11 protein-coding genes and 1 tRNA gene are annotated in these 15,950 nt (G+C 47.5%); 9 read left to right on the top strand and 3 right to left on the bottom strand.

Annotated features, from left to right (window positions below):
- Positions 1-301 precede the first annotated feature (301 nt).
- The 5 genes from ACTQ34_RS15935 (at position 302) to ACTQ34_RS15915 (ending at position 7,311) form a co-directional block, all read left to right on the top strand.
- Positions 302-1,366 carry a rod shape-determining protein gene (locus ACTQ34_RS15935; protein WP_373165744.1) on the top strand — a complete coding sequence of 355 codons (1,065 nt, stop codon included), beginning with the start codon at positions 302-304 and terminating at the stop codon, positions 1,364-1,366.
- A gap of 93 nt (positions 1,367-1,459) precedes the next feature.
- A complete protein-coding gene (gene tadA / locus ACTQ34_RS15930; RefSeq protein WP_441364650.1) occupies positions 1,460-1,981 on the top strand; it encodes a tRNA adenosine(34) deaminase TadA in 522 nt (173 codons plus the stop codon).
- An 11-nt stretch (positions 1,982-1,992) separates the two neighbouring features.
- Positions 1,993-3,363: a sodium-dependent transporter gene (locus ACTQ34_RS15925; protein ID WP_441364649.1), complete on the top strand. Its 1,371-nt coding sequence runs from the start codon at positions 1,993-1,995 to the stop codon at positions 3,361-3,363.
- 58 nt (positions 3,364-3,421) lie between these two features.
- Positions 3,422-3,508: transfer RNA gene (locus ACTQ34_RS15920), tRNA-Leu, on the top strand.
- 272 nt (positions 3,509-3,780) lie between these two features.
- On the top strand, positions 3,781-7,311 hold the full coding sequence (locus ACTQ34_RS15915) for an S-layer homology domain-containing protein (protein WP_441364648.1): 3,531 nt from the start codon (positions 3,781-3,783) through the stop codon (positions 7,309-7,311).
- Between the two features lie 141 nt (positions 7,312-7,452).
- On the opposite strand, the gene ACTQ34_RS15910 is transcribed toward ACTQ34_RS15915, so the two are convergent.
- The 3 genes from ACTQ34_RS15910 to ACTQ34_RS15900 form a co-directional block, all read right to left on the bottom strand.
- Entirely contained in the window at positions 7,453-8,706 is a 1,254-nt protein-coding gene (locus ACTQ34_RS15910; RefSeq protein WP_441364647.1) for a transposase, read from the bottom strand.
- Between the two features lie 120 nt (positions 8,707-8,826).
- Positions 8,827-10,524, bottom strand: a complete 1,698-nt coding sequence (locus tag ACTQ34_RS15905; RefSeq protein ID WP_441364646.1) for a M56 family metallopeptidase — start codon at positions 10,522-10,524, stop codon at positions 8,827-8,829.
- Between the two features lie 5 nt (positions 10,525-10,529).
- Entirely contained in the window at positions 10,530-10,892 is a 363-nt protein-coding gene (locus tag ACTQ34_RS15900) for a BlaI/MecI/CopY family transcriptional regulator (protein ID WP_441364645.1), read from the bottom strand.
- 172 nt (positions 10,893-11,064) lie between these two features.
- Here ACTQ34_RS15900 and ACTQ34_RS15895 point away from each other — a divergent pair, with 172 nt between their 5' ends.
- From ACTQ34_RS15895 to ACTQ34_RS15880, 4 genes are all read left to right on the top strand, one after another.
- Complete coding sequence (locus ACTQ34_RS15895; RefSeq protein ID WP_441364644.1) at positions 11,065-11,619, top strand: hypothetical protein; 555 nt, start codon at positions 11,065-11,067, stop codon at positions 11,617-11,619.
- Positions 11,620-11,666: 47 nt separating this feature from the next.
- Positions 11,667-13,592 carry an S-layer homology domain-containing protein gene (locus ACTQ34_RS15890; protein WP_441364643.1) on the top strand — a complete coding sequence of 642 codons (1,926 nt, stop codon included), beginning with the start codon at positions 11,667-11,669 and terminating at the stop codon, positions 13,590-13,592.
- Positions 13,593-13,749: 157 nt separating this feature from the next.
- The gene (locus tag ACTQ34_RS15885; protein ID WP_441364642.1) at positions 13,750-15,042 is read left to right on the top strand and encodes a leucine-rich repeat protein; all 1,293 of its coding nucleotides are present in this window, start codon (positions 13,750-13,752) and stop codon (positions 15,040-15,042) included.
- A 52-nt stretch (positions 15,043-15,094) separates the two neighbouring features.
- Entirely contained in the window at positions 15,095-15,859 is a 765-nt protein-coding gene (locus ACTQ34_RS15880) for a hypothetical protein (RefSeq protein ID WP_441364641.1), read from the top strand.
- Positions 15,860-15,950 lie beyond the last annotated feature (91 nt).

The raw sequence follows: 15,950 nt of genomic DNA, 5'->3' as shown, positions 1-15,950 counted from the left end.
TACATCCCGATCCATTTTTCCTCGTTCCAGCATTGCTCTCACCACCTATTCCTATTTTACCGCGCTCAAACGAAAAAGCCCAGCTTTTGCTGGACTTTTTCGACAGACTGGGCGGGTATCCATAGGATACCCGCTTTTTGTCATATCTTGGTTTGTGAAATGCTATCAATACAATAAATTCGGGTGCCGGCGGCCTGTTTCACAACAAATTTGCAAATTGTCTTGAAAATGGTTATATAGATAGGGTATAATAAGATTACTGTAATATGGTGGTAACAGAGCAAAAGGATGAATGTTGATTATGGCTTCTTTTTTGGAGACAATAGCGAAGAAGTTTTCGCTTTTTTCAAGCGATATTGGTATTGATTTGGGTACGGCGACCGTGCTGGTTTATGTTAAGGGCAAGGGGGTTGTGCTCAACGAACCTTCTGTTGTGGCAGTGGACAAGGTTTCGGGCAAAATTTTGTCCGTTGGTGCAGAAGCGCAGAAGATGCTGGGCCGTACCCCGGGCAATATTATTGCTATCCGGCCGCTTCGAGAAGGCGTGATTTCCGACTATGAGATGACGGAGCGGATGATTAAAGAGTTTATCCGCAAGGTGCAGGGATTCCGACTGTTTAAGCCAAATGTGGTCATTTGTGTGCCGTCGATTATCACGGAAGTAGAAGAGCGCGCGGTCATTGATGCCGGCACGCAGGCAGGTGCCAAGCGCGTGTTTCTGATTGAGGAGCCTGTAGCAGCTGCAATCGGTGCGGGTATCGATATTGCCAAACCAAACGGCAACATGGTGGTGGATATTGGCGGCGGTACAACTGATGTTGCAGTTATCTCGCTGGGCGGTATTGTAGAATCCACTTCTATTAAAATTGCAGGCGATAAATTCGACGAGGCGATCGTCAAATATGTGCGTCGCAAGCACAATGCTTTGATTGGTGAACGCACGGCCGAGCTGATTAAGAAAAATATCGGCTGCGTTTATCCACGTACCGAGGAAGTGTCGATGGAGGTGAAAGGGCGGTGCCTGATGACAGGCTTGCCGCGGACTTTCACGGTCAATTCGACCGAAATTCTGGATGCGTTAGAAGAAGTATCCACGGCCATTATTGAAGCAATCCATTGGGTTATCGAACGTACTCCGCCGGAGCTGACGGGCGATATTTCCACCAATGGCATCGTGATGACCGGAGGCGGCTCTTTGATTTGGGGATTTGATAAGCTGGTAGCATCCAAGACTGGGATCCCGACCCATGTCGCGGATGAAGCAATTTCCTGCGTAGCGTATGGAACGGGAAACTGCTTGGAGAACCTTTCCGGTATGCAAGATGGTACGATGAATTTGTCGCGCCAGCGTCAAATGATGCAATAATCCAAGGACTGCATATGAAGCAAACACCCGCCGCTGAGACGGGTGTTTTTGATGCAGAACTTTTTTCAGTGTGAGATTGTGCCAGAGGTAACTATGACCGAGCAGGAAAAATACATGAAGGCCGCGCTCCACTTGGCGCATAAAGCTGCCGAAGAGGGGGAGGTTCCGGTTGGGGCTGTGGTGGTTTGTGACGGCAGGATTGTCGGGCGAGGACGAAACCGCCGAGAAACCAAGAAAAACGCGCTTCATCATGCGGAAATTGAAGCCATCAATAAGGCATGCAAGAAGCTGGGCGGTTGGCGGCTGCATCGGTGCGATCTCTATGTGACGCTTGAGCCTTGCCCAATGTGTGCGGGAGCAATCATCAATGCGCGCATCCAAACCGTGTATTTTGGTGCGGCAGATCCGAAGGCTGGATCGTGTGGTTCGCTGGTTAATTTATTTGACTTGCCATATAATCATCAACCGGCAATTGTATCAGGTGTGCTTGGAGAGGAATGTGCGGACGTTTTAAAATCCTTTTTCCGGGCATTGCGTGAAAAAAGAAAGATCCTTCGTCTTCAACAGAAATCAGACGCCATGACGGCGTTTGAACATAGAATCCAAGAGAAATAAGGGGTTAAAAAATGCAAAGAGAAAAGCTTGGCTCTCGCCTCGGCTTCATTCTGCTTTCTGCAGGATGCGCGATTGGCGTGGGCAATGTCTGGAAGTTCCCGTGGATGGTGGGACAGTACGGCGGCGGCGCGTTCGTTGTCTTTTATGTGCTGTTTTTGCTCATCCTTGGCCTGCCAATTATGACAATGGAATTTGCGGTTGGTCGTGCCAGCCAGAAAAGCCCGGTGCGTGCTTATCAGGAACTGGAAAAGCCGGGAACAAAATGGCACATTCATGGGTATCTTGCCATGATAGGCAACTATCTGCTGATGATGTTTTATACCACAGTATGTGGATGGATGCTGCATTATTTCTATTTGACTGCAAGTGGAAAGTTTGTGGGCGCGACAACCGAAGAAGTTGGCGCTGCATTTCCGGAGATGTTAAGCCAACCGCTAGTCATGATTGGTTGGATGGTTGTGGTTGTCGTTGTTGGTTTCGCCATCAATTCTTTCGGGTTGCAGGGTGGTCTGGAGCGCGTCACAAAGGTCATGATGATTGCTTTGCTGGCAATTATGGTGATTTTGGCCATTAACAGTGTTACGACTGATGGTGCCAGTGAAGGATTAAGATTCTATTTGATTCCGGATTTGAACCGTATGATGGAATCCGGCCCTGTCAATGTCATCGTTGGTGCAATGAATCAGTCCTTCTTTACATTATCGCTTGGTATCGGTGCAATGGCCATCTTTGGCAGTTATATCGGCAAAGGCCGTGCACTGCTGGGAGAAGCGGTTAATGTTGCCATTCTGGATACCTTTGTTGCGTTTACCGCTGGTCTTATCATTTTTCCGGCATGTTTTGCGTTTGGTGTTTCGCCGGACAGTGGTCCGAACCTGATTTTTGTGACATTGCCGAACATCTTTAACCATATGGCACTTGGACGGCTGTGGGGAAGCCTGTTCTTTGTATTCATGGCGTTTGCAGCATTTTCCACGGTTCTGGCTGTTTTTGAGAATATTATGTCGTGCTGCATGGATTTGACAGGATGGAGCCGAAAAAAAGTGGCATTGTTCAACACAGTATTGATGATTCTGCTTTCTCTTCCGTGCGTGCTGGGATACAATGTTTGGTCTGGTTTCCAGCCGTTTGGCGAAGGCTCGGCTGTGCTGGACTTGGAGGATTTCCTGGTATCGAATATTTGGCTTCCGCTTGGCTCTCTGGTTTATCTGTTGTTCTGTACAACACGGTATGGCTGGGGTTGGAAGAACTTTAAGGAAGAGGCCAATGAAGGCGGCGGTATGAAGGTGCGGGACGGCATTAGGTTCTACGTCAGCTATATTCTACCGCTGATTGTAGTTGTGATTTTTGTTCTCGGAATTAAAGATAAATTTTTTGCCTAAAATATCTTGAAATTTGGGATGCAATGCGGTATAATATTAAGCGTTGCATCCCACATCTGCCGGTGTGATGGAATTGGTAGACGTAGTGGACTCAAAATCCACCGCTGGCGACAGCGTACCGGTTCGAGTCCGGTCACCGGCACCAATCTAAGTTGACAGACCGCCAAGAGGCTGGCCTGTCAATTTTTTATATTCCAGAGGTCAAACTATATGTTTAAGCCGCAACAGTATTGCTGCGGCTATTTTTATTTGTATGACAAAGGAGAGAAATACGCTTTTTCTGTGCGTATTCTGGATTTATTTTCTATTTACTTTGCGCGCAACAGGTTGCTATAATGGAAAAACCACGATTCGTTCCCTGCAATCACCTAACGGAACTCGAAAAGATAACAGCAACTCAGAAATGGAGCAAACATGATGAAACACAAATTGCGACGAGGTATGTCAGCTTTGCTGGCAACGATTTTACTGGGGCAATGCGTCCCGGCGGCTTTGGCTGCTCCAGAGGATACGACGGTGGGAGAAGCCATCGCCATCGCCGAGGAGATATTCCCCGATGCGGCTTTCCGAAAATGGCTGAAAAATCCAGACCATATCAACGGATACGGTGCAGATGGTGTACTAACGGCGAAGGAGTTGGCTGACATCCGCTCCATTGATGTAACGAATCAGAATCTGTCGACGCTGCAAGGTATAGAAGTCTTTTCTGAACTGGAATCCCTGAATTGTAAAAACAATGTTCTGACTGCACTGGATGTCAGTAAGAATACCGGGCTGAAGTATCTGCACTGCGCCTTTAATCGGATTTCATCGCTGGATGTATCCGGATTAAAAGAGCTGCTCTCGCTCAACTGCGAGAGCAATGGCATGACGAAGCTGGATCTGACGGGTTGCTCTGCACTGGAGATTATCTATTGCCGAAATAACAATCTCCCTGTTGTGGATTTTTCCACCAACACTAGGCTGAAATTTATTGAAACTTTTGATAATAAACTAACTGACGTGGATTTGTCCATGCTGTCGGCGTTGGAGTTTGTCCATCTCGATCATAACCGCCTGACCCAGCTGGATCTGAGCCATAATACCAATCTCAGCCCCATCGGCAGCGGTTTTGTCGCACGCAACAACTGGCTGGAGACACTCACGCTTCCAGTCAGCATCTCACTTGTGGTAGAGGCTTCGGTCTATGACGAACAGGACCCTAAGCCGGGCTATGAGCGCACAGCGTGGTATCTGGATGCGAATTTTACACAGCCGGTACCAGATGAACTGCCTGCAAATGGGCAAACACTGTATGTTAAATGGTTGCCGAATGATTACACTATCCATTTTTCAGCTAACGGCGGAAGCGGATCGATGCCCTCTCAGGCCGCAGTATGGGATACCGAACTGATTTTGCCGAATAATGGGTTTTCCCGTTTAGGCTACCAGTTTACCGGCTGGAAAAACACCTTTGGAGACGGAAAAATCTATCCCGCGCAGGAGACGGTCAAAAATCTTGGCGGAGAGATCCAGGGGGATCGCGTTACGCTGTATGCCCAATGGAAGCCTATCCAGTACTACATTGCCTTTGCCGAAAATGGCGGCAGCGGACAGATGGATACCATCACCGCCGCTTACGATCAGGTGAAGAATTTGCCGGATTGCACCTTCATGCCGCCGGAAGGCATGGAATTCGCTGGCTGGTCGTTGACGCAAGGCGGAGCCGTACGGTACAAGAATCAAGCCTCCGTCCGTAATCTGACGGCACAGGAAGGCGACATAGTTACGCTGTATGCGGTCTGGCGTGAACCGGCAGTCAACCAGTACTTGCAGCAACTAGATCAGGTGTTTTTCGCCTATGTACCGACCAACTACACAGCGCAGGATTGGGCAGAACTGGCCACTCGATATGAAGCGGCGCGAACGCAGCTGGCGGCCGCAGCTGAGGAACAGTTGGAAACACTCCTTTCGCAGGCCAAAAGTGAGATGGCTCAGGTTTCGACACTAACCAAGCGGATTGAGCAAGCTGCCTCGCTGTGGCGCAATACATATGGTAAAGTCATTGGACAAATTGACGGGCAGGCGATCAGCGAAGCCAATGCTGTTTCCATCTGTACAGCGGCAGAGCAGGCCTCAGAAGGTCTAACGGCGGAGTTTATCGCGGCGCAGACCGATCTCAAGGATGGGGAAGATTGTCAGTTGGTAGCGGCGTCCACCGTACAGCAGGTGGAGGAAGTCATGCAGGGGTTGCGCCGATTGACGGCGGCGGCACAGTGGGCTGCCGCACTCAACGGTCTTTCTACCCGAACGATGAGCGAAGTCACTGCCACATGGCTTCCGGTCTATGAAAATGCTATAGCGGAAGCCCGGATGTATACTGCACAGCTACAGGCCGCTTTACTGGACGCACTGCAGCAGCGCGCCGAACTGTCACAGCAGAAGCAGCAGGCAGTCGCCCAATTATATATGGATCACAGCAGCTACGACCCATCCCATTACACGGAGGAAGGGATTCAGCAGCTGGACAACATTCTGCATACCGCGATTGCCGCCATCGAACAGGCAAGCTCAGTATCTGGCGTGAAGGCATTGCTGACCCGTGCGCAAGAGGACTTGCGGACAGTGCCGGATAACAGCCCCCAGTCCCCGCCTGATAGTGGTGCAGGCGGTAACGATGGAGACAATAATAACGGTGGTGGCGGCTCTACCGGCGGAGGCGGTTCCACCAGTGGTGGCGGCTCTACCAGCGGCAGCAACGATGTATCACCAACACCACCGGAAGAACTGCCCGACAGCATACTCAACTTGCCGGTCACAGGAACCATGGATAGCACAGGAAAAATTTACAATGCACAGATCTCTGTCGACAGCCTGAGTAAATCTGTGCAGACCGCGCTGCAAGCGGCACAGGCTGCCGGTACAGCGCCAGCAATTCGCATTGCGGTAACGTCGGATTCCGCTAAAACCGTACAGCTGGCTCTGTCAACAAATGCGCTGGCGCAATTGGGGGCTCACAAACACGCTACGTTCGTGATGGAGACGTCGATTGGCTCCATTTCGCTGGATGCTGCAGCACTGGTTTCAGTTGCGAATTGGGCGGAAAACCATACGATAACCATAACTCTGACCAAGGCAGCCCAGTCCCGTCGGGCTGGCGACACCAGTCAATCATTGTGGGCGTGGCGGATATTATGCGATGAAAAAGAACTGAAAGAGCTGCACGACGGCCACGCAGAGGTGAGCATACCCTATACACTGGGTGCGCAGCAGAACGCAGCGTGTGTCATCATTCGCACCCAGAATACGGCCGGCGGCTGGTCCGAAGCACAGACCAGCTACGATATCCAGCACCAAATGGCTCGCTTTGTAGCTGCTGCTCCCTGTGTGTTTACCGTTGGCTATGATGACACAATGGCATGGTCGGGCAGCTTTGCCGATGTAGACAAGCAGGCATGGTATTATCCGGCGGTACGCTATGTATGCTACTATGGTATGATGAACGGTACATCTGCGGAATCATTTGCACCGGAGAGCGGATTTTCCCGAGCGCAAATGGCGCAGATTCTATATAATATGGAAGGCCGTCCCCAAACCGTACAGGCAAAGTGTACGGATGTTTCGCAAGACGCTTGGTATGCCGCGGCGATCAGCTGGGCCATGCAGTCCGGCGTCTTGACAGGGTATGGCGATGGCCGTGTTGGTCCGGACGACCCGATCACCCGTGAGCAACTGGCGGTTACGCTATATCGCTATGCGGGACAAAAGGGCTATGACATATCCGCACAGGCGGATCTGAGCAGCTTTTCTGATGCGGATGCAATCAGTGCGTACGCACGACTTCCACTGGCTTGGGCACACGCATCTGGCATTGTCAGCGGCATCGATGCCGCAACACTTGCTCCCGACGGCACGGCAACCCGCGCGCAGGCCGCGACAATGCTGATGCGTTTCCACGAAACCGTTTAATTCCATGTTGCAAGCGCTTTCAGGACTTGTCAATTGGATTGTTAATTCCGCTTTGCATCATGCACAACAGCAAAATCGCAACATCTATAAAATAAGGATAGATTATAAAAACGACGTTCCAAATTGGAACGTCGTTTCAGTCTATCGAGAAACCCGGTTCATGCATCGAGCATGGACCGGGTTTCTTGCATATAGAGGCCAGAAGCGGATAAAAGTGAAAGGGGAACGCTTCTCCTTCCAAAACCAATTGGCCAATTTTTTCAGATTCATGGCAGCAAACTTAAGCTTCACCCAGTTGGACACTTGAGTCAAGCCTCTGTACTGGGTATAACGCATGGCGTGTTTTTCCTTGGCGTCTGCAAAGACCCGTTCAATAGTTTCCTTACGCCGTTTGTACAATTCCCGGTATTTCGGGGTGTAGCGGACGTCGTCCGCCAAGTCCTCGTAATCTCTCCAGATGTGCCGCTGTACCATTTTGATATAGTCTTTCGAATGGGTACACAAATGTCGGGTGGGACAGTTGACACAGATATTCGGTTTACTCCTGTACTCCCGGTATCCATCCCGGTTGGTGGTGCGGTAGGTCAGCGTCTGGTACTCCGGGCAAATTACACAGTCGTAATACTCGTCATACACATACTTCCACCACCCATGGCCGCCCTTTATAGTCTGAGGACGCTTATATGTGGTGGACAGAACACCTCCATCTTCAAATACCTTTTTGCAGATATGAAGGGTCTTGTAGGCAGAATCTGCAACAACCGTCTCGACTTCCGGGAAATTCGCAGTTACACGGTCATAGACTGCATCAAATGACACACTATCATGTACATTGCCAGAGGTAATGACGGTTTCCAGAACAAAGCCATGCTTGTCGCAGACAGTGTGGGCTTCATACGCATACTGCCGTTTATGGTCTCCCTTTACAAATAATTCGCTGTCCGGATCGGTTATGCTTCGGGTTACGGTACGCCGTTTCTCCTTCTTCCGTCGGGCCAATTTTTTCTTAGAGGTATTGTCCCTGCGCTTTTCGGTATTGGCGTTCGCTTTGATATGCGTGCCGTCCACAAATACTGCCTTGGGGGAAAGGCATCCTGCCTGCGCCACTTCCTCCAGAATCCACGCAAAGACACGGTCTACCGTCTCTTCGGTAAAGCGATGACGGAAATTATAGCTCACCGTGGAGAAATGAGGTGTTTCCTCCTGCAAGGTGTACCCCAGAAACCAGCGGTATGCTATATTTAAGCCCACTTCTTCTGCCGTCTGCCGCAAAGACGACAAACCGTACAGATGCTGGATTAGTACCATTTTGAACAGCACAACAGGGCCTATGCTCGGCCTGCCGTTGTCATTATTGTAAAATAGATCCACCATTTCTATCACTTTACGATCCATTTTCCCACGTTCCAGTATCTCCTTCACCACCTCTATTTTATCTCATCTAAATGAAAAAACCCAGCTTTCGCTGGACTTTTTCGACAAGCTGAGAGGGGGCTTTAGCCCCTCTATAAAATCTTATGCGGTAGTTGAGTCTGAAACTAGTTTATATAATGAGTTAAAACTTTCGGAATCGGCAGTGTACCAATATTGTTCTCTACTACTAATTAATGATACGCATAAAGAACGTCGATCACATTCAAAATGCAGTTCAATTTGCGTATCACTATAAAGGCTGAAACTATTTTGCGAGTACACAAAGTCAGGAATTTGCTCTGATGGCACACTGATCCATGCCGCATTATATATAATTTCCTTGATGCGTGATACCTTATTTGCATCCATATAGTAGTCAAAGGCATGATTCATAACATGGATCGCTTCACCGGAAAATAATTTATCAAAGTTCGAGGATAAATAGCTGCACCTATCGCTATATAAAAGATGAGAGATCTTATCGAAAGTGCCCTCAGGAAGCTGTGTCCACGAATCTCCCTTTCGCATAGTGTTATCGGAAAACAAGTAAAGGCTAAGAGAATCATTGCCTGAAAGGTAAAGAACGATCATTGGTATGTTGCTTTCATCATGCTGAGGGGGCGAGATGTTGATTGCTTCGGCATGAAGTAATGTGTCCAGTATGACCGGCAGATCGTTTTGATTCGTAAGAACGTAGTGTGTCTTTTTGTCAACGAGACTGTCCCATGCCTCAGAAAATGAATAATATAGATTGGTAATGTTTGATTCCTCGGAATAGTTTAATGCTTGATCAGTCTGGCTATCTGGAGAGTGATTGATACGAATACCAATCATAAAAGCACAGATAAGAATGAAGAATATAGTAGGGATAAGAAATATCCGATTTTTAACAGATGCATGATAAGTTGTGATCTTTTGAATTCTTTTTTTGAGTGGGGCATTGGCAAAGCCTATTATGATGGGAGATGTATGGCTTTTTGAAAGTTGAGCTGCCATAATCAGCGCGTGGCCATAATGATAACGATCATCCTCTGTGATATGTTTTAACACACGTTCATCGCAAGCGTATTCTGCATCTCGGCGCGCAAAAGCAAAAGCTATCCAGATGAATGGATTAAACCAATGTATTCCCTGTAAAATCACCATAACACCGCGAAAAAGCAAATCATGGCCCTTAATATGGAATAATTCGTGACGGAAAATAGCAGTTGAGAAATCACAAGGTAATTTATCACTCCATGCTTTCGGCCAAACAACTGTAGGGAAAAGAATGCCTTTGGCATATGCGCAGTTTGCTTCACCAACGACTAACCGTACATGATCAAGATTAGAAAATTCTGCCTTAACTTGTAAAAAAATCTGTTGTAAATTTTCTGGTGGGACAGAAGCATTTTCCTTATATTTATTGCGCAATATGATCAAAAACAAGCCGGAATAATATATAATGATTCCAAAAACATATGCGTAAACGAGAATCCGAAAGATGTGGCCGGTGTCGATTGTCGGCTCATTCAGCTCTCCACTCTCATAATCAATGATGCCTGTAGCGACAGGTGCATCAGGAATCTGATCAGATTGAAAATCGTTTGTTATGCTGCTGGGTTCACTTACTGTATTTCTTTCAGGAACGGAAATTTCTCCAAAAAAAGGGATACATAATCTCAATAGCAGGATGCACCAGATCAAATAATGTGCCTGAGCACTGATGCGATTTTTCAAGACCTTTTTCACAATGGCGATGATGAAGGCCAGAAAAGTTCCCGTTATTGACAAACGAATGACAGCAGCCAATAAACTCATTTCAATCACCTCTTCTGATCCAGAAGTTTTCGCAGTTCATCTAATTCCGCATCTGACAGGTTTTCGTCTTCTATAATTCTTGCAAAAAGCATATTGAGCGAGCCGGCATAGAGCCTGTCCACAAGACTTTTGGTTTCTTGCTGTTGAATTTGTTTCCGGGTGATAATCGGTTCACAAACAAAGTTTGGGTCAGTTCTCTTTACAAATCCTTTTTTAACAACCCGTGTGATTAAAGTATATATGGTATTTTTCGACCAAGCAGTTTCCTTCATCAATATTGATGCTATTTCACTGGCACTGATGGGGTGATGATCCCATATAACATTCATTATTTTTAATTCACTTGGCTGCAATTCATAATGTTTCATAAGTCCTCCTTACTACTGCTGTAGTATATCGTTATCTTATAACATAAAATAGTAGAAAGCAAGTTACATTTTTGCTGTATCAGTTTATGAAAAATCTTTCAGCTACGGCGGTTGACACGTTTATACTACTGTGGTAGTATGATTGCAAGGGAATAAAAAGGAGAAAAGCGGGATGAAGGTCATTCGCATCATTATAACAATCATCTATATTTTTATATTTATTCCCTTTGGGTTTCTTTACTTTGGATTTAGTAACGGAGCCTTTTATGAATATGTTTGGGAGCCTACAAAATCTGAAGCAAAAACACTTGTCGAAGACGCTCTTCCTGTTTCCTTTCCATGTGAAATTGACATAAAGCAAATTCGGTACTATTTGCCGACTTACCAATTAAATATCCTCAAGTATCATAAATTTGTTTTAACAATTTGCAGCGATGAGAACAAACAAAGTATCATGGAGGAGTTAGAAAAGCATCTTGCAGAAAATGACGGCACTTTCTTCATCGGCAATATCGATCAATCCAATCAAGAGATAGCGTTTACGCTATATAATGATGCAAAGGATTTAAAATTGGCAAATTTAGTTAGAAAGTATGGTCGTCGAATACACGAATCAACTGTTATGTACCTTACGATTTTGTCTCTTCCGGTTATTTTTTTGTGGATGCCATATTATAAAATTTTTCAGGTAATGAGACGAAAACTATGCGTTTATCAAAAGTTATAGAAAAGTTTCTTACTATGAGTGGAAAAACATAAAAGGGGTGTATCCGGATGTTGAAAACAGGAAAGATGATCGCGGCTTGCACGCTCCTGTTAGTATGCCTGCCGGCGGCAGGGGCCGTAGATTCGCCGCTGGTGCAGGTATACCCAACGCAATACGAACAGGTCTACGCAGACGATCAGCACGCAATCGTGACGGATGATGCGGTGATCGCTGGAGCGCACTGGTGGTTTGGCGTATATGCGCTGGATGGAACGGCCATTATACCGCAGGAGTATACCAATATCTTTTGGGACAACGGCTACTATGTTGTTTCCAATGCGTCAGGCAGTGGAGTCTACTCATCAACAGGTGCGCTCCTTCTGCCGGTTGTATACGATAAAATTGAGATTGATGCGGAAGATAAGGTCACATTTGTATGTAAAGATCAGCAATATGGGCTGTATTCTCTGCAGGAGCAGAAGTGGGTTATACCACTGCAGCAAGCAAACCATGCAGCCTATGATTATGGCCTGCATGCAGTCAAAATAGGCGATCGGTATTATGCATATGACGGTACTCCTCTGGCAGCGTTCGGTGAAAATGTGAGTGCCGCAGGTCCGGACCGCTTGATTTTCAGCGCAAACGGAAAAGAAGGCGTGCGGGATTTTTCCGGGATGGTTATTATTCCTGCAGAATATGATGATATCTACAATCCATATGGTTGGAATGAATTTGCAGTGGAAAAAGACGGCAAATGGGGGCTGATCGACCGCAACGGCAAGGAAGTGTGCCCGATAGCGTATGATGGCTTCTACGGCGGTGAATCGGGTGTGCTGGTATATCGAAACAATGGGGAGAAAAAAGACTATTATTTACCGGATGGAACTCTCTTGACTGCTGGTGTGGATGATGTTACCCAATGGCTTGGCAATGCAATAGAGATCCAAAACAACGGAAAATATGGTGTGATTGATCGCAGTGGCCGGGAAATTTTGCCGTGTATTTATGATAGTGGTCCCACCATAGCCCCATCGATCGATTTTCTGGTTCTGTCGCAGTATGTGCAGGTGGACGGCTCCACAAAAGAAAGACGCTATGATATGGTCGTTTCGGAAAATGCAGAAGTCATGTTCCCCGCAGGACGGTACGAGGAACTTCGGTTTTCCTATGATTACGGTACAGATGATGAGGCGGTCTGGTGCTTCAATGATGGCAAACTGTGTGCCATTTACGACAAGCAAGGGCGCAAAATTGCGACTGCACCAATTCCAATAGAGGACTGCGCGTACGATGGTGGTTATTATTGGTCGCAGCTTGGTTTGTATTCAGCGGGGGATCGCATCTATACGACAGATGGTGATTGCATCCTGCAGGCAGATCTCCTGCGTACCGAATGGTCTGGGAATGCGATCTACATCCAGCGGGACGGAAAGTGGCAAGTTGCGATGCTCCATCCCTATGATGGGTTGCCTTCTTCATGGGCTGAGCCGGAGATTAACGCGGCAGAGAGCGCCGGGATATTGCCGAATGCTCTAAAAGTGAGCTGGGATATGCCGATCAGCAGGGAGGACTTCTGCGTGCTGGTGATGCAGACGCTGCACCAGAAAGGAATTGCGGCAGACGATCCTTCGCTTTCCGATCCGTTTACAGATACCAGTCATGAGGATGTGGTGGAAGCCTATGCACTGGGAATCGTGAACGGTGTGGGAAACGAGCGGTTCTCCCCGGACGAGTCCATCACCCGGGAGGAAGCGGCCAAAATGCTTTGGAAAGCAGCCGTTTTGCTGGGTTACCAAGCCACGGATGAGCCGCTGGCCTTTGCGGATCAAAATGAGATTTCTGATTGGGCGCTGGAATCGGTAAACGCTATTTCTTCCATCAGCGGCGCTGGCCGACCTATCATGCAAGGAACAGGAAATAACCGTTTTTCGCCAAAAGGTTCTTATACACGGGAGCAGGCCGCAGCCACGGTTTACCGCCTATATATTGGTTAGAAAGCCGGGGTAAAAGCAAGTCCTTTGCAAGCCACCGGCGAGGACGGTGGCTTTTGCTTACAAATACAAAGGATGACAATCAGATGGGTAGGAGCGGTACATTGGCGAAAAAAACGGTCTTATCCCATGCTATTCTATAGTTGAGGAGGTTGGTAACATGAAAAAGATCACAGTTATTTTTTTTGCTGCGCTGTTTTTCTGCCTATCGCCGGCATATGCAGCGACTACGGAGCAAAACAACGGAATCACTTGGTCGGTCGACGGGACAACGCTGACCATCAGCGGCGAGGGAGCCATACCGGACTATGCTGACCCCGGCTATAACTTCAAAAACGAACCTATAGCCCCTTGGTATGGCATAGATATTGAAAAGGTGATCATTGAGGAAGGCGTCACACGTATCGGAAAATATGCATTTGGGGAAATGAAAAATCTGAAAACTGTGGAACTTCCCTCTACGGTTGCTGAAGTTGGATGTTGGGCATTTTCACAGTGTCCAATTACTTCTATCACCTTTTCTGGACCTGTATATTTGGAAAATAATGTTTTTGAAGGGTGCGAGGAATTACATTCCATTATATTTGAAAGTCCTGCTACCTTTTCGAATTTGTCCTTATCAAATTGCCCTAGTTTAACTGCATTACATTTCCCGGATGGTACAACGGATTTGGGTTGGGCTCCGTTTTATAACGGCTCTGTGAAAGCAGTCTGGATTCCTGATAGCGTACAAAATGGCGAAGATATCTTCATGTCATGGGGAAGTGCTGACGGCACATGGAATTACAGAGATCTGACGGTGTATGGGGAAGCAGATTCATTTATCGAAGGAGAATGCGAAAAAGATAATATAACCTTTGTCGCTCGTGCAGAAACTCCCAGCCTGACGTTCTTCCGCGGGCAGGCCAAATATCCTGCTGGGAAATTCCAAGATATTGCTGCATCGCAGGAATCCGCGATTAAAACCGTTTACGAGCTCGGCATCATGAATGGCCAGTCCGACAGCCGCTTTGCTCCATCTGGTTCGTTGACCGTGGCCGAAGCGGTAAAAATGGCGGCCATGGTGCATAACACTTATAACGGCTTTCAGGGTGTATTTCCGGTTCGGGCGCAGGGTGCCGCGTGGTATCACCCTTATGTAGACTATTGTGTTGCGCTGGGAATTATGACCGGGACAGAATTTGACGATTATAACCAACCGGCTACACGCGCACAGATGGCATACCTGTTTGCAAATGCGCTGCCGGAACAGGAACTGGCAGAGATCAGTGATATGTCCGCATTTCCGGATGTCACGGACCAAACCCCTTATTTTGAAAGCATTTTAGCACTGCAAAAGGCTGGCATCGTGATTGGAGATGAAAGAGGATATCGTCCGAATGATAAGATTTCTCGTCTAGAAGCAGCTATCATCATTTCCCGTGAAGCTGTACCGGATATGAGAGTTTCGTAAAAATTGATGAAGGTAGGGCTGTTAAGGGTAGGATGATAGGAGGGAAGACCCTATGCGAAGATTGAAATATAACATGATCGCTTGCTGCATGCTACTCTCTCTTGTGCTTCCCACAGCGTTTGCAGCAGAACCGGAAAATGATGTACCCAAAGTGTCCGGCCTGTCCATCAGTATGAAAATTTCCGAGCCATCGGCCCTGATAAACGGTGAACCTGTTGCTTTGGAAAACGCACCGTTTTTACTGGATCATGTCCCGTATTTGCCGCTTCGGGAAACGGTTGAGCGATTTGGCGGTATCATTGCGCCAACGTACATCGGCAAGAGAATTTCTGGCGCACTTTATACATTGCCGGAAAGAAACGATCCGGAGAACTGGTGTTTTTCGCAAATTTGGATGGACAATACAGATTACATGCTAAATGGAAGCATGATGCCCCATCACACGGATGATAATTATCGCAGGGATTACGGGGTAGAACAGGCTTCGCTTCTGCCGCAGCTTCACAATGGCCGCATTTTTGTCCCGGTTCATGTGATGCAGATGAGTGGGCAGATCGAGGTGATTTGGGAGCCGGATGATCAGCGCGTCATCCTTACGATGGCAAGAAACGAAAATGGCATACCGGGATTTGCTGTCGGAAGCGACTTTAGTGGGCTGGATACTGCGGTTAAGGAACGATTTTACCCAGTAGATGATGCCCATCCCGCGCTTGGATTAGATGGGTATTATGAGCAGACCTATACGGATGGCGATATCGAACTGGTTCTGGGTTCCGGATACCGCGAATGGCCGGCATCCCGAAAGACTAACTATTAAAAGTCAAGGCTAAAAATGTGGATTGGCAAAAAACGTAGACGGATCAAAAAAGGTATAGCAAAGCTGACGTCCGTTAGGACGCCTCCGCAGA

It is taken from the genome of Agathobaculum sp. LCP25S3_E8, from assembly GCF_052117165.1.
In the GTDB taxonomy this organism is placed as follows: domain Bacteria; phylum Bacillota; class Clostridia; order Oscillospirales; family Butyricicoccaceae; genus Agathobaculum.
The sequence above is the reverse complement of the archived record's forward strand: the minus strand, read 5'-3'. Positions and strand labels throughout refer to the sequence as shown.

Bases quoted from the DNA above. Each gene is read 5' to 3' on its own strand.
- ACTQ34_RS15880 (WP_441364641.1), top strand. From the start codon at position 15,095: ATGCGAAGATTGAAATATAACATGATCGCTTGCTGCATGCTACTCTCT.
- ACTQ34_RS15935 (WP_373165744.1), top strand. From the start codon at position 302: ATGGCTTCTTTTTTGGAGACAATAGCGAAGAAGTTTTCGCTTTTTTCA.
- tadA (WP_441364650.1), top strand. From the start codon at position 1,460: ATGACCGAGCAGGAAAAATACATGAAGGCCGCGCTCCACTTGGCGCAT.
- ACTQ34_RS15900 (WP_441364645.1), bottom strand. From the start codon at position 10,892: ATGAAACATTATGAATTGCAGCCAAGTGAATTAAAAATAATGAATGTT.
- ACTQ34_RS15910 (WP_441364647.1), bottom strand. From the start codon at position 8,706: ATGGATCGTAAAGTGATAGAAATGGTGGATCTATTTTACAATAATGAC.
- ACTQ34_RS15915 (WP_441364648.1), top strand. From the start codon at position 3,781: ATGAAACACAAATTGCGACGAGGTATGTCAGCTTTGCTGGCAACGATT.
- ACTQ34_RS15890 (WP_441364643.1), top strand. From the start codon at position 11,667: ATGTTGAAAACAGGAAAGATGATCGCGGCTTGCACGCTCCTGTTAGTA.
- ACTQ34_RS15905 (WP_441364646.1), bottom strand. From the start codon at position 10,524: ATGAGTTTATTGGCTGCTGTCATTCGTTTGTCAATAACGGGAACTTTT.
- ACTQ34_RS15925 (WP_441364649.1), top strand. From the start codon at position 1,993: ATGCAAAGAGAAAAGCTTGGCTCTCGCCTCGGCTTCATTCTGCTTTCT.
- ACTQ34_RS15885 (WP_441364642.1), top strand. From the start codon at position 13,750: ATGAAAAAGATCACAGTTATTTTTTTTGCTGCGCTGTTTTTCTGCCTA.
- ACTQ34_RS15895 (WP_441364644.1), top strand. From the start codon at position 11,065: ATGAAGGTCATTCGCATCATTATAACAATCATCTATATTTTTATATTT.